Genomic DNA, 14,528 nt, shown 5'->3' on the forward strand with positions numbered 1-14,528 from the left:
ACACGGCACTTCCCAGGGGTGAGAGCCTCCAGCACACCCGGCACGAGACACGTTGTCGGCGGTCAGAACAGGTTGATACCGGGACGGACCACGACGGTCCGCCAGGCCGCTCCGCACGGCCGGATCGGCCTACCCCCTGGCCTGCGAGATCGCCAGAGCATGGCCGGTATCCGGCGCATCTCGTTCGCCCCCTGAACGCCCTCGTGCGGTGGAACCCGCTGTACATCGACGCCGCCATGGGCGACCAGCGCCCATGGCCATCGCGATTCCCACGAACGGATTGCGCATATTGTCCTGTTTTTTGGCTGTCTCAGAATGGCCGCCAGGTCTTCCCCCTGCGTGAACCGTGACAACAAAGGGTAGGGTGCCCGGCGGGCGGATGCCACCGCTCGAAGCACACCGGACACAGCCATTCTCCGGCGTGCTGAATTCTGGCGCAAAACGGAGGACGATAGCACGATGGGGAACAACGTCATCGAACTCAGGGAACAGGCGAAGCAGTTCGTCGACCAGAGCGGCCCGAAGCAGCGATTCGCCCTGGCGGACGGCGACATGTACACCGTGCAGGCCTACTGCATCCACGTCATGGGCCTGCCCCTCACCCACGACGAACTCAAGACCAGGCTCGGACTCCTCAAGGAGGACGACACCACCGAATTCAGCGACCTCCTCCAGCAGTACCAGGCCATGAGCGAGCACGTGAAGAAGTGGGACTCGGTGACCCAGGACACGGTGTCCCTGGCCAACGGCATCTCCAACTACGGCAGGCAGGCCGCCACGGTCTACTACAAGAAGCTGGCCGAACTCGCCGAGCAGGGCCTGGAGGACGAGGCAAGGAAGAAGAAGTTCCTCGCCATCCTGGACAACCGGGCCGAAGAGGCGAAAAAGTTCGCAGAAAAGGCAGCCAAGGCCGCCGCGGACGTCGCGGAATTCCACCAGGCCACCGCGCAGGACTCCGTCAGCATGGAAAAACTGAAGCAGACCTACGACACAAGGTATGACAATGACAATGAAGAGTGGAAGAAGGTGGACGACGAGATCAAGAAACTCCAGGACGACCTGAAGAAGGAGATCGAGGACTTCAATGCCGAGTGCATGGCCGACGGAAAGCGCCCGTGGTACGAGTGGGCCGGTTTCGTCGCGGAACTGGTCTCCCCGGGCGGCGGCCTGGCCCGCGTCACCAAGCTGAACGACTGCCGCAAGGCGATCAAGGAGACCGAGGACAAGATCGGCGTCCACAAGGGCCTGCTGGAGCGCAACACCCGCATCAGGGCATCGACCAAGTCCGCCCTGGACTCCATCAGCGGGACCGCCGAGATCGCGAAGAAGGCCGAAGGCGTCCTCGGACGCATGCGAAGCGGCTGGCAGCGCATCGCCGAGAACCTGGACAGCATCCGCGACCTGGTGGACACAGACATCAGGAAGGTACAGGGCCTGGTCGACCTACAGATCGAACAGGCCGTCAGCGACTGGGAGAACGTCGGCCAGATGGCCCAGAAGTACGCCGACACGGCCTTCGTGGACAACCCCGGCCGCCCCGCAGCCCTAGCCGCCTGAGAACTCACCACCCACACGGCCCGGCACCGGAAATACCAGGACCAGCGCGGTGGACGGGCGCGGGACGAGGAGACCTCCCGCGCCCACCCCCGACCACGGAGGCACACGTGATTCATCCGAACGACACCCTCGCCCTTGGCGGCGCCGAACCCAACCTTCCCGACGCCCTGGGCGTGCCCGCACCATCCAGCCCCGTCATCGACGGCCACAACGCGCTCTTCCACGCCCGGAACCTCACCACCGGCGACGTCGCGAAGGCCCTGGACGGACACCCCGAGGTACGGATCGTCCAGCTCTACGCCGACACCCTCACCGTCTCCGACCAACCACCACCGCGGCTCAGGGGCCTGACGGGGTGGCAGGTCGTCGCACGCGAGGTCAGGGTCGCCTCGGACACCCCCCTGGTCATGGAGGAGCACTCCCAGCTACTGCTCCACACCGGCCGGATCGCCAACCCCGACCACACACCCGCCCCGAACACGCTCCACGTGCGTGTCCCCGGACCGGACGGGAAAGAGCAGGAGCACCGACCCGGCCTGGCGGGCGACCACGGCCTGAAGCTCCAGGTCAGCGACCACACATTGAAAGCCACCGCCCCCACAGCCGGACCCGTGCCGAGCAACTCCAGGCCCGTGGAGCTCGGCAAGTCCCTGACACTGCTCTTCCAGATCGCCACCCAACTGTGGGCCACAGACCCAGAACAGGCGGTCGCCATGCTGCGGTGGGTGACCCGGCTGGCCGCACAGAGCACCGACCTGCGCCACGTGTTCGCCCAGGCGAGCAGCCTCGTCGCGCTCCACGACAGCGACCGGCTCCACGGCTGGTACGTGCCCCACCTGAACCGCGACGCCTACGGAGGCCTTCTCACGACCTACAAGGACTCCGTCAAGGAGTACGAGACCAACTACACCACGCTCCGCAACAGCACCGCCTCCCTCGACACCCGGGCCCGGGCGGCGCAGGCGCTCCTGGCCCACACCAAGGACACCTCCGGCTTCCACACGCTGCTCAGGCAACAGGCCCAGGACAACGCGGACGCCGCGGCGCGCACCCTGGAACAGGCACGGCGCAACCTCCGCACCCAGCAGGACCAGGTCACGGCCCAGGAAGTCCAGTTCCGCGCCGAGATGGAGAACTACCACGACGAGCAGGTCGAGAAGGCGGTCGTCGACGCCGGGCTCGCCGTCCTCAGCCTGGGAGTCGGCGCCGCCTCGGGAGCCACCGGCGCCTTCACCGCAACGGCACAGATCGAAAAGCTCGTCAAAACCGTCGAGACCGTCAAGAACATCATCAGCGAGGCCCAGAGGATCCGACAGGTCGTGGCCGACCTCCAGTCCTCCCTCGCGACACTGGACAGGCTCCGCGAACTCCAATCCACAATGCACGCCGGCGCCACCGACCTGTCCACGGCCCCCGCCCAGCGGATCTCCGACCTCTTGAGGGCCACGGCCGGCGGCGGGACGGTCAACGTCAGCGCACGCTGGGAGGAGTTCCAGGCCATCGCCCGCACGGTGTTCGGCCACCTCGTCCAGAAGACGGGTGTCGGAGCAAAGTACCAGGGCTCACTGGAGACACTGGCGGTCTACGGACGGGCCTTCGCATCCGCCCAGGCCGGGCATATCCAGGCCGCCCAGCAGCTGATCCGCGCGACGATACAGGAACAGCTCACCGCCAGGTCAGCGGACACAACCAGGGGGTACATCGCCGAGCTCAAAGCCTCCGGGACGCTCAACGACCTCGCCGCCCAGTCCTTCTACCAGGCCTACCTCGACCAGAAGCGGTGGCTGTTCGTCGCACTGGAGAACTACGGGCGGGCCTACCGGTACTGGGCACTGGCCGAACCCCGGGTGCGCCCCACCATGTCCGCAGACGCCGCCCACATCGCCCAGCAGATCAGCGAGATCTCCAGGGAGTACGAACAGGCCCTGGGCAGGTTCAGCCCTCCACCCCAGAACATGGTCCAGTCCTTCACCGTCACCGACGGTCTGCAGGCCCTGCGGGAACAGGGAGAACTGATGGTGCCCCTCACCCTCGGCCACCCCGCCTTCCGGGGGCTGGAGCGGGTCCGGCTCACGACGATCAGGGTGTACCTGATCGGAGCCCGCCAGACGGAGGGCGAATCCGTCAGGATCGGCATCCACGGCTCCGGCCTGTACCAGGACCGGTTCGCGGGCCGGGAGTTCCGGTTCTGCGCCGCCCCCGCCGAGCGTGCGTTCGAATACAGGCCAGGCCAGAAGAGGCCCGTGATCGACGGAACGGTCGAGGCGTCGTTCGGCCGGGTACTCATGCAGCCCACCCCCTTCACCGAGTGGCGCTTCACCGTGAGGAGGGACCACAACCCCGGACTGGACCTGACCGACCTGAAAGAGGTGCGGGTGGAGATGCTCGGCAGCGCCATCAGCCCGGGAACGTAGCCCCCCACGAGCAGGCGGCCTGCGCACGGCGACCCCCGACTCGGTCCGACAGGCCGGGGCCATGCAGAGCACTGAGCACACCCGAAGGGAGAGGGGCCGGGGTATGGGCGAGGACACGATGCTGGCGGCACTGCACGGAGAACTCACGGTGCACCCCTGGCACGACCCGGGCACCGTCTCCTCCGACGCCTACAGCCTCTTCCTCGCCCGCTCCTCGGCGATGGCCTGGCTCACCGAGGCCGCACCCGGCTCCCCCGGCGGCCTGTGGGGCATGAACGACGCCGGACAGGACACCGGGACGAGCCCCCGGGGCCCGGTGACACGCAAGCTCTGGTTCCAGGTAGCCCTGACCGGGCCGGCAGGGGCCGATCAGCCCCTGCCGGCCCAGCCGTTCCTGTCCTGCGCCGGCGACGCCGCGGCCCGGATCGGCACCCTGGACCTGCACGCTCTACAGATCCTCGTACCTGTCCCAGTTCGGGCCGCAACGGGTCGCACTGCCACCCCGGCCGTGATGAAACTGCTCCAGGACGCCGGTCGCTTCGCCGACCCGGACCCGCATCGCGCCCGGCGGATCCAGATCACCCTGGACGGGGGACAGGTCCCCTCCATCGTCCAGGCGGCGCCCCCGATGCTGTCGTGGACGCGCTCCTGGGATCAGCACGTCTTCGCCTGCGATCCCGCACCCGCGGCACAGGACGCCGACGCGGCCTCAGGGCTCGTCCCGGGGATCGCCGACCACCTGTGGAACGGCCCCGGCCACCACCGCGCGACGATCCACGCGACCCTGGCCGAGTGGTCCCTGGACGCCCTGGGGTGGCTGGTCGCGTACCTGGCCGAGGCCGCCGCGGCGCACGGTGTCCAGGACCCGCTGGTGCTCACGATCCGCCTCCTGTGACGCAGCTCGGCGGGCCCCGGACCCAGCAGCGGTATGACCTGCTCCATCAAGGGGGTTGAGGAACATCGGAACGAAAACCCGCGCTAAGGGCTCACCGGGTTACTCGTAGGCGAGCAGGTGCGCGACGGCGGCCTCCATGTCGGTCTGGGTGGGCAGGGTGTAGCGGCGGGCGGTCTCCAACCGCTTGTGGCCCATGAGCTGGGCCACGGTCACCACGTCCACCCCCGAGCGGGTGAGGTTGGTGCCGAAGGTGTGGCGCAGGGTGTGCGCCGACAGCGCGGGGCGGCCGTCGTCGACCACGTCGGCGTCGGCGTCGATCTCGTCTAGGAGCAGGTTGACCGCCCGGTCGCTCAGCCGGCCGCCGCGCCGGTTGAGGAACTGCGCCGAGGTGTCGGCGCCGGGCCAGGAGGCCCGTTCGCGCTTCCAGTCGGCCACCGCGGTGCGGGCGGAGGCGTTGGGAAGCGGGATGGTGCGCGAGGCGCCGGTGCGCGTCAGCTGGCCTTCCCCTTGTGCTCGGGTGGTCGGGTCTCTTGGGCCAGTACCGCTGCGCGGAAGGGGCGAGCGAACAAGGCCGCCACTCCAGCCGCAGCAGCTCCGGCACCCCACAACACCAGTAGAACGGTCACCGAGTGGGTCTGCGCGAGCAGGCCGATCAGCGGATTGGCCCACAGAAGCGGCAGCCACTGGGCCAGGGTCACCACCGCCTGGGCCCGCCCCACCGCTTCCCGTGGGCAGGCGACCATGAACAAAGGACCGACATGGGTGGAGAAGACACCGGTGCCCAACCCCACCAACACAGACACCAGACAAAAGGCCACGGGCCCCGGAGCAGCCGCGGCAGCCCCCACCCCCACAGCGGCGATGAGCATTCCCGCAACGGCGACCGCTCCGGCACGAGAAGCGGCCCCACGCCACAACACCACCAGGGTCACGCAGGCCATACCGGCGCCGAAAGCGCCCGCCGCCGTCCCCGTGGTTACCGCGCCCCAGCCCCGCGCGGCGGAGACCACCGGAACAAGGAGTGGGGAGAAGGGGATGACGAACATGGCGAAGGCCCCGGTGAGCAGTACGACCGCACGCAGCAGCGGCGTACCGAACACGACCGCCACTCCTTGTCGAACCTGGCGGTTCAGGCCTTGTCCTGCGTCGGCGGAGGGCATGGGCCGTGTCCGAGAGCGCACGAAGCACAGCACGATGATCAACACCAGGTAGCCCGCGGTCCCGGCCCCGTAGGTGGCCGGCAACCCGAGCACGGTGATCGCGACTCCTCCCAATGGTGGACCGCACAACACAGCGCCTTGGAGGACCACTTGCCGGGCCGCCATGGCGCGACCCATGGCGGTGGAGGCCACCAGCAGCTTGGGGACCGATGCCGACGCCGGAATGTCGACCGCGTCGACCGTGCCCAGCGCCAAGGCGATCACGACCATGACGATGGGACCGGGGGCAGCCGCGGACATGGCCACCACACCCATGAGCGCCACAACGCACAGGATCGTGTTCGCGACCACCATGACGGGCAGGGCCCCGAGACGGTCGCTCAGCGCGCCCCCGTGCAAGGTCAGCAGCACACGGGGCACCACCTGCGCTGAGAGCACCGCCGCGGCCAGACCGGGGCTGACCAGAGCCGCGTGCCACACGAGCCCGAACACCAACATCTGGGTACCGAGCGCGCTCACCCCGGTCCCGGCCAGCCAGGCCCAGTAAAGCCGCGGAGGCCGGTGTGCGTTCACGACCATCAAGGCGCCCTCCGTGGCGACGGACCTGTCAGTGGCGGTGGACTGTTGAACGGAGAACGTTAGTGCCCGCCTCGGACAGAGCCGGAGTCACTCTTCTTCCTCTTGGTCCAAGGGCTGGTCGGGGTCGCGCAGCTGGCGGCGGCCGCCGGGCATGTCCGGGAGCAGGAACGAGTAGTGGCCGTGCACATTGATGTGGGTGCGGGCGAACGCCGACAGGTGCACCATGTCCTCATCGCGCACCGGATAGCCCTCGGCGCGCAGCTGGTCCAGGGCGGCGTTCATGTACACGGTGTTCCACAAGGTGACGCAGTTCAGGACCAGGCCCAGGGCGCCGAGCTGGTCCTCCATGCCCTCGATGTAGCGCTGGCGCAGCTCACCGCGTTTGCCGTGGAAAATGTGCCGTCCCAGGGCGTGGCGGGACTCCTGCAACGTGGTCTGGGACTTGATGGCTCGCCGGTAAGTCTCGTCGTCCAGGTAGGCCAGTACGTGCAGGGTCTTGAACAGGCGGCCGAAGTGGGCGATGGCCTGCCCCAGCGGAGTGGGGTTGCCATCCCGGGAGAGCATGCGGATGACGTCGTAGGCGCGCACCGCGCCGGTGTGGATGGAGGCGACCACGCGCAGGATGTCGTCCCAGTGGCGGCGGATGCGTTCGGTGTCGATCTTGCCGCGGGCGGCGGTGTCCAGGGGCCCGTAGTCGGCGGTGCGGTCGATCCTCCACAGCCGGTGGTCGGGCACGTCCGCGAGCTGGGGCCGGTACTGGCGTCCCAGGAGGTGGACCAGGCCGAAGATGAGGTCGGAGTAGGAGCCCTCGTCGGTGACGATGATGTCGGGTGCCAGGCCGCCGTCCTGGTTGTAGAGCACGTCCAGCAGGTGCAGGGTGTCGCGCGGGGTGCCGGCCACCACCCGGCTGGCCAGTCCGGCCGCCTGGTCGTTGACCATGTTGAGCCAGGTGGAGCCCTTGCGGCGGCCGAAGTAGCGGCGGTTGGGACGGGCATGAATGGTGTTGACCGGGACCACGAACCGCATCCCGTCCACCGAAGCGACCCGGCCACCGCCCCACACCTTGGCCAGGGCGTTGTCGGCCTGGGCCTCGACGAGGGGGACGTTGGCCGCGGAGTAGGTGTCGCCTCGCAGGTAATTCTGGTCGACGTGGGAGAGCCGGTCACGGGTCAGCGCCGTGACGCCGTTCTTGATGATGGGGGTGTAGTCCAAGTTGCAGGCCCTACACACCAGCAGCGCGGCCACGGTGACGTGCAGGTCGGCCAACCGCGACTCAGAGCCCGAGATGCTGGTGAAGGCGTCCATGAACGCCGGGTGCCAGCCCATCACCTCCAAGATCAGCTCGGGCAGGTCCACCCGGGGCAGCATCCGCACCACCCGTTTGCGCAGGTGGACCCGGCCTCGTTCGTCCACGGTCAAGGCGTCGTTGACGCCCATCCGCCCGGCGACCTGGCGGTAGGTGGCGTCCAGCAGTCGTGCGTGCTCGGCCAGCAGCTCATCCGGGGACTCCGGGAGCCCCAGGGCGGCCAGTGCCTGGGGCTTGGCCTGCTCCCACGCGGCACCGGAGAGCAGTTTCGAGCGCGGGTCGGCCCACCGGTTGGAGGCCGGGGCGAAGATGTCGCGGCGCTTGAGGTGGCGGTGGAACTGCTCCAGGACGCAGAAGACGTAGGCGGCCTTGTGCACCACATCGGGGTCCTCGGGAAAGACGAGCCGGTGCCAGGACCCGGTGATCAGGCCGGTGTCGACCTCGCGAGCGCGGATCTTCTTCCGGCCGATCAACTCCGGTAGGGCCCGCATGGCCTCCAGCACCGCGGCGCCTTCGACGGTGGCGCCGAAGTCGATGACCTCGCACAGCATCGGCAAGAAGGACCGCACGCTGGCGTAGCGGTTGACCAGCTCGGCCTGCCACGCCTCGTCGTCATCGGAGTCCGGGGCGGGCAACAGCTCTTCCAGGGCCCGCAGCGCGGCCGCCAGTTCCTCACGCGGCACCACCCGTTCGATGCGCTCCCACACCTGCGCCAGGTTCACCCCCTTGGCTTCCTTCCGGGCTGGGGCGGCTTCCAGGAGCACGTTCACCGCGGCGGCGAGCTTGGCGGACTCCGCACTGAGGCGGGGCAGTCGCCGTACCTTTTCCTTGATCGACTCGCGTTCGGCCTGGGTCAGCAGGCGGGTGGTCATCAACAGATCCAGCAGCTCCAGGGCGTCATCGACGGTGCGGGCCTGGAGTTGGACCACGGTGGCTACCAGCGTGGCCAAGCGGCGTTTGCTGCCGTGGCGGCGCAGCAGGGTGGCTTTGCCCGAGAGCCTGTAGCGGGCCATCTCGGTGATGCGCCGGGCCGGGAAGGGGGTCAGGTCCACCTGCCCCAGTCCCAGGCCGAACACCTCCGAGACCCGGTCCAGGGCACGCACCATCTCCTGCCCCGACCTGCGGGTGGGGCCCTTGCGGAGCTGGTCCAGGAGCGAGGAGCGCTTGCCCTCACCGACCACGAGCAGCGTCTCCAGTTTCGCCCGCTGGGCGGGGGTGATCAGCTCGCACAACGCCTGCCACAGCTGCCCGGTGACCTCATCACGGACCTGGGAGACCAGTCGGACCAGCGTGCTGAGCCCGGGGAGTAGCACCCCGCGGTCGCGCAGCCACGCGCTCGCCCCGTCGAAGAGGGCCTTGGGCCCGTCGGTGGTGGTCCACACCTGGGCCCGCAACCACTCCTGCAGGTCCGGTCGGTGTTCGGAGAACTCGGTGAACCCGTACTCGCGGCGGATTTCCTCGGCGTGATCGTGCCGTGTCTGCTCTCGGGAGGGGTAGTCGGCCAGGCAGGCCGGGTCGGTGACCTCGAGCTGTTCGGCGAGGTAGACCACGGCCTCTTCGGGGACCTGGGACAGGTCGGTGAGGAAGGTGCCCAGGTAGCGGGCGGTGCACAGCTGCACCGCGTACCCGAGACGGTTGGCCTCGCGGCGCTTGGGCTCGGTCAACGCCCGGTCGGCGTCGTCCAGGAAGAAGTAGCGGTCCAGGTCCGTGCGGGGGACGGGACCGGTGTAGCGGCCGTAGGCGGCCGCCTGCTCATCGGTGAGGAACTCAACTGGCATGCCCCCAGAAGGTAGAACCCTTCGCGCGAGGCTTAGCACGGGTTTTTGTTCCGATGTTCCTCAACCCCTATCAAGTCCAGGGGCATCTCTAGTGCGCCCCTTGGGCAGGTACGGCGCCCAGCTCAACCGGTTCCACGCGGTCCCGCGGGCAGTGCCGACCCCGCACACACCAGTGGCGGTGGCCGTCGGCCACCGCCACCCGCACCGCCCGCTCAGAGCCCGGCGGCCTCGTCCCTGCCCCGCCGCGCCAACTCGTCCGCGCGCTCGTTGCCCTCGTCGCCGCTGTGCCCGCGCACCCAGCGCCACTCCACCTCATAGCGCGCCGACACCTCGTCCAGGCGCTGCCACAGGTCCACGTTCTTGACCGGCTTCTTGTCGGCCGTGCGCCACCCGCGCCGCTTCCAGTTCGCTACCCACGTCGTGATGCCGTTGCGCACGTAGGAGGAGTCGGTGTGCACCAGCACCGGCAGCGGCCGCTTCAGGCTCTCCAACGCCTGGATGGCCGCCATCAGCTCCATCCGGTTGTTGGTCGTCTGCGCCTCGCCCCCGTACATCTCCCGCTCGTGCTCGCCGTAGCGCAGCCACACACCCCACCCTCCCGGGCCGGGGTTGCCGCTGCACGCCCCGTCGGTGTAGATGACCACTTTCTGCGTCGGCTGCTCGCCGACCTCGTCCCCGTTGTGCATGCGCCGAAATCTACCGCCCCCGGCCTCCACCGCGGCACACCACCCGTCCCCAACAGAGCCAAAAACCAGACCAATCAACCATATCGGTAGGCCAGACAGGCACAATTGGCCCGGCCACACCCGCCACAACCCCCGAACAGCCGTCCCACCACCGACCAAAAAACGACTTGCCGCCACCCCGGACCGCACACCACAATGGCCCACCGAACACCAGCGAAAGGACCACGTGCACCTCCACGCCATCACCGTCGACTGCGCCGACGCCTACACCCTGGCCACCTTCTGGTCCCAGGCCCTGGGCCACCCCCTGCACCCCGACGACCGCCCCGGCGACCCCGAGGCCCTCATCCGCCTCCCCCAGGGCCCGCCCCTGCTCTTCATCGGCGTCCCCGAACCCAAGACCGCCAAGAACCGCCTCCACCTGGACCTGTGCGCCGACCCCGGCACCACCCGCGACGCCGAGATCACCCGCCTGCAACAGCTGGGCGCCACCCTGGCCGAAGACCGCCGCGCCCCCGACGGCACCGGATGGGCCGTCCTGCGCGACCCCGAGGGCCACGAGTTCTGCGTCGTGCGAGCCGACCACGAACGCTGACACACACCAGGGGCGCCCCGGCCACCGCCGGGACGCCCCTGACCACGCGAGAGCTTCAGCCCTCGAACTCGCGCACCAGCTCCGCCGTACGCTCCTCACGGCGCTCGAACACGCTCTCGGCCATCTCGCTCATCTTCTTCAGCACCCGCTTGCGCTCACGCGTGGAGAGCCGGTCGGTGTAGAGCTTGCCCAGCGTGTGATCGGTCTCGTGCTGCAGGCACCGCGCGAAGTACCCCCGCCCCGACAGCACCACCTCGGCGCCGTCCCTGTCCACACCGCGCACCGTCGCCCGCTCCAACCGCCCCAGGTCCGCGTGCGGCCCCGGCACCGACAGACAGCCCTCCGAGTCCACCACCAGCACGTCGTCGGCCCCGCGCTCGTCCAGCACCGGGTTGACCACGTGCCCCACGTGGCGCACGCCGTCATCGTCGGGGCAGTCGTAGACGAACAGCCGCAGATCCACACCCACCTGGTTGGCCGCCAGCCCCACACCCTCGGCCGCGTACATCGTCACGAACATGTCGTCGATCAGCTCCGCCAGCTCCGCACCGCCCAGCATGTGCTCGGGCACCTCGGCGTTGCGCCGGTGCAGCACCTCCTCGCCCGTCACCGTGATCCGCCGGACCCGGCCGCGCGCGGCCTCGGGCGCCAGCTCGGGGTACTCCGCCACCTCCCGGCCCTGGACGACGGCGGCTACCTGGGCAGGGGTGGACTGCTCCGACATGGCTCAACTCTCACAACGTGCTCGGGGAGACGACAGGCGGCCCGACTCGCCGCCAACACCCCGAAAAATAGCACGAAACGGCAGGTCACCCCCGCGCCCGCGGGCCCCTCACCGAAACCACGCGTTGCCCTGGATGAAGCACCTGGCCAGGTAGTCGCGCAGCGAGACCACCACCAGGCGCCGGCGGTCGCTCTCGTGGTCCCACACCACGATCCCCGGACCGTAGTCGGTGTGCACGTAGGCGAACTGCGGACCCATGTCCGAGTCGCCGAAGAAGATCATCTCATCGAAGGGCGCGTACAGCTCCAGGTAGTCCGGCTCCCGCCGCATCGCCAGGTTGTCCTCCACCAGGCGCCGCGCACTCCACACCACCGCGTCCCCGTACTCGTTGGACACACCGTCGGTCTCCCTCAGCAGCGACGCCAACTCGAACGGCAGGGGCAGCATCAGGTGCTTCTCCACCTCGGCCAGGGTCACCTCATCGGCCGGATCGTTCAGATCGGCCTCGGGATACATCTGCAGGATCAGTTCACGCCACACACTCCCGATCATCACAGGTCGTGGCAACCCACGGGAAATCGACGTCGGCGAGTTGCGCCAAAAACCCGCCAATCCGGCCCTCTCACCCCCACAAACCTCCCATCAAGGGCATAGCACCCACCCGAAACCACCCCCGCACCCCAGCCCCACCACCACGCCCGAAATGACCAAAAACGCCAACACTGTCACCAAGCGTGACAACACCACCACACATACGATGGAATAGACCCACCACACCCCACAAAAAAGGGACCCACCACCACCGCCCCCACACCCCACCACGCGACAGAATGGAACCACCACACACCAGCAGGAACGGACAGCACCACACATGGCCAACGCCCCACACCACAGAGCAGGCCCACACCACACCGGCCCACTCACCACCCTGGCCTACCTCGTCCTGCTGACCTCCCAGAACATCGCCACCCTCCTCCTACTCCCCCTCGTCATCGCCTCCGCCATCCTCACCCTCATCTGGGTCGGCCTCCCCTTCATCATCCTCACCGCCACCCTCCTACGCACCCTCGCCGACACCCAACGACGCACACTCGGCCACATCCTCCACCAAGGCCGCATCCCCTCCGTCTACCGCCCCGTACCCCCCACCGGCGTCGTCCCCCGCGCCGGCGCCATCATCACCGACCCCGCCACCTGGAAAGACCTCCTCTGGCTCGTCTCCACACCAGCCAGCATCTCCCTCATCCTCATCCCCGCCGCCCTCCTCACCCACGGCACCCTCCACATCCTCTTCACCCTCAACACCCTCCTCCACCTCACCCCCAACATCCCCCTCTACGGCTTCTACACCCCCACCAACCTCCCCCAAACCCTCCTCCCCCTCCTCACCGGCACCACCCTGCTCGCCCTCGCCTACATCACCACCCCCCGCGCCATCACCCTCTACATCCGCTTCAACCGCCTCCTCCTCTCCCCCACCGAAAAAGCCCGCCTCACCGCCCGCGTCGCCCACCTCGCCACCAGCCGCGCCAACACCATCGACACCCAAGCCGCCGAAATCCGCCGCATCGAACGCGACCTCCACGACGGCGCCCAAGCCCGCCTCGTCGCCCTCGGCATGAACCTCGGCATGGCCGAGAACATCGTCGAAACCGACCCCGAAACCGCCCGCACCATGCTCGCCGAAGCCCGCGAAACCACCCGCCACGCCCTCATCGAACTCCGCGACCTCGTCCGCGGCATCCACCCACCCGTCCTCGTCGAACGCGGACTCCACGGCGCCGTCCACGCCCTCGCCCTCACCCACCACCTCCCCATCAGCGTCACCATCGACCTCGACGGCCGCCCCGCCGACCCCGTCGAATCCGCCGCCTACTTCGCCGTCGCCGAACTCCTCACCAACACCGTCAAACACTCAGGCGCAACCCACGCCTGGATCCACATCAACCACGGCCGCAACCGCCTGGTCATCACCATCACCGACAACGGCAACGGCGGCGCCGACGCCACCCCAGGAAGCGGCCTCACCGGCATCCGTCGCCGCCTCGACGCATTCGATGGCACGATGAACATCACCAGCCCCCCGGGCGGCCCCACCATCGTGACCCTGGAGATCCCGTGCGCGTTGTCATCGCCGAAGACCTTGCCCTCCTCCGCGACGGCCTGATCCGGCTCCTCGAGGCACACGACTTCACCGTCGTCGCCGCCGTCGACAACGGACCCGACCTCCAAGCCGCCCTCACCGAACACAAACCCGACGTCGCCGTCGTCGACGTCCGACTCCCCCCCACCTTCACCGACGAAGGACTCCAAGCCGCCCTCGGAGCCCGCACACAGGTCCCCGGCCTGCCCATCCTCGTCCTGTCCCAACACGTCGAACAGCTCTACGCACGCGAACTCCTCTCCGACGACACCGGCGCCGTCGGATACCTCCTCAAGGACCGCGTCCTCGACATCGGCCAGTTCATCGAAGCCGTCCGCCGCGTCGCCGCCGGCGGCACCGCCATGGACCCCGCCGTCATCTCCCAACTCCTCGCCCGCCAGGACCAGAGCGGCCCCCTCGCCGAGCTCACCCCCCGCGAACGCGAAGTCCTCGCCGAAATGGCCGAAGGCCGCTCCAACTCCGCCATCGCCGGACGCCTCTACATCACCGAAAAAGCCGTCAGCAAACACATCAACAACATCTTCACCAAACTCGACCTGCCGCCCTCCTCCGACGACAGCCGCCGCGTCCTCGCCGTCCTGGCCTACCTCAACGGCCAGAGCTGACCACTGCCACAGCCGCGGTCGCAGCCCGCCATCCCGGACGCTCCACCCTGGCCAGAAACCGGAAC

Annotated in this window: 12 protein-coding genes; 6 read left to right on the forward strand and 6 right to left on the reverse strand. The window is 68.6% G+C overall.

Annotated features, from left to right (window positions below):
- Positions 1-459: 459 nt before the first annotated feature.
- The 3 genes from M1P99_RS25690 (at position 460) to M1P99_RS25700 (ending at position 4,866) form a co-directional block, all read left to right on the forward strand.
- A complete protein-coding gene (locus M1P99_RS25690; protein ID WP_304455156.1) occupies positions 460-1,557 on the forward strand; it encodes an alpha-xenorhabdolysin family binary toxin subunit A in 1,098 nt (365 codons plus the stop codon).
- A gap of 107 nt (positions 1,558-1,664) precedes the next feature.
- Positions 1,665-3,971 carry a hypothetical protein gene (locus tag M1P99_RS25695; RefSeq protein ID WP_304455157.1) on the forward strand — a complete coding sequence of 769 codons (2,307 nt, stop codon included), beginning with the start codon at positions 1,665-1,667 and terminating at the stop codon, positions 3,969-3,971.
- A gap of 103 nt (positions 3,972-4,074) precedes the next feature.
- Positions 4,075-4,866 (forward strand): hypothetical protein, encoded by a 792-nt coding sequence (locus M1P99_RS25700; protein WP_304455158.1) that lies wholly within the window; start codon positions 4,075-4,077, stop codon positions 4,864-4,866.
- A gap of 99 nt (positions 4,867-4,965) precedes the next feature.
- Here the strand turns inward: M1P99_RS25700 and M1P99_RS25705 are convergent, their stop codons facing one another.
- The 4 genes from M1P99_RS25705 to rnhA form a co-directional block, all read right to left on the reverse strand.
- Complete coding sequence (locus tag M1P99_RS25705) at positions 4,966-5,472, reverse strand: tyrosine-type recombinase/integrase (protein ID WP_304455159.1); 507 nt, start codon at positions 5,470-5,472, stop codon at positions 4,966-4,968.
- Positions 5,358-6,605, reverse strand: coding sequence for an MFS transporter (locus tag M1P99_RS25710; RefSeq protein WP_304455831.1), 1,248 nt, complete (start codon positions 6,603-6,605; stop codon positions 5,358-5,360). Before M1P99_RS25710 ends, M1P99_RS25705 begins: the two co-directional genes overlap by 115 nt.
- An 87-nt stretch (positions 6,606-6,692) precedes the next feature.
- Positions 6,693-9,689: a Tn3 family transposase gene (locus tag M1P99_RS25715; RefSeq protein WP_304455160.1), complete on the reverse strand. Its 2,997-nt coding sequence runs from the start codon at positions 9,687-9,689 to the stop codon at positions 6,693-6,695.
- A gap of 212 nt (positions 9,690-9,901) precedes the next feature.
- Positions 9,902-10,375 (reverse strand): ribonuclease HI, encoded by a 474-nt coding sequence (rnhA, locus tag M1P99_RS25720; RefSeq protein ID WP_304455161.1) that lies wholly within the window; start codon positions 10,373-10,375, stop codon positions 9,902-9,904.
- 226 nt (positions 10,376-10,601) lie between these two features.
- Here rnhA and M1P99_RS25725 point away from each other — a divergent pair, with 226 nt between their 5' ends.
- Positions 10,602-10,970 carry a VOC family protein gene (locus M1P99_RS25725; RefSeq protein WP_304455162.1) on the forward strand — a complete coding sequence of 123 codons (369 nt, stop codon included), beginning with the start codon at positions 10,602-10,604 and terminating at the stop codon, positions 10,968-10,970.
- Between the two features lie 55 nt (positions 10,971-11,025).
- Here M1P99_RS25725 and def read toward each other — a convergent pair whose 3' ends face one another.
- Positions 11,026-11,694 carry a peptide deformylase gene (gene def, locus M1P99_RS25730; RefSeq protein WP_304455163.1) on the reverse strand — a complete coding sequence of 223 codons (669 nt, stop codon included), beginning with the start codon at positions 11,692-11,694 and terminating at the stop codon, positions 11,026-11,028.
- A 108-nt stretch (positions 11,695-11,802) separates the two neighbouring features.
- Positions 11,803-12,246, reverse strand: a complete 444-nt coding sequence (locus tag M1P99_RS25735) for an SMI1/KNR4 family protein (RefSeq protein WP_053617527.1) — start codon at positions 12,244-12,246, stop codon at positions 11,803-11,805.
- A gap of 319 nt (positions 12,247-12,565) precedes the next feature.
- Between M1P99_RS25735 and M1P99_RS25740 the strand changes: the two genes are divergently transcribed.
- A complete protein-coding gene (locus M1P99_RS25740; RefSeq protein ID WP_304455164.1) occupies positions 12,566-13,861 on the forward strand; it encodes a sensor histidine kinase in 1,296 nt (431 codons plus the stop codon).
- Positions 13,813-14,463, forward strand: coding sequence for a response regulator transcription factor (locus M1P99_RS25745; RefSeq protein WP_304455165.1), 651 nt, complete (start codon positions 13,813-13,815; stop codon positions 14,461-14,463). Before M1P99_RS25740 ends, M1P99_RS25745 begins: the two co-directional genes overlap by 49 nt.
- The last annotated feature ends 65 nt before the right edge of the window (positions 14,464-14,528 follow it).

The sequence above is a fragment of the Nocardiopsis sp. YSL2 genome, assembly GCF_030555055.1.
GTDB lineage: Bacteria > Actinomycetota > Actinomycetes > Streptosporangiales > Streptosporangiaceae > Nocardiopsis.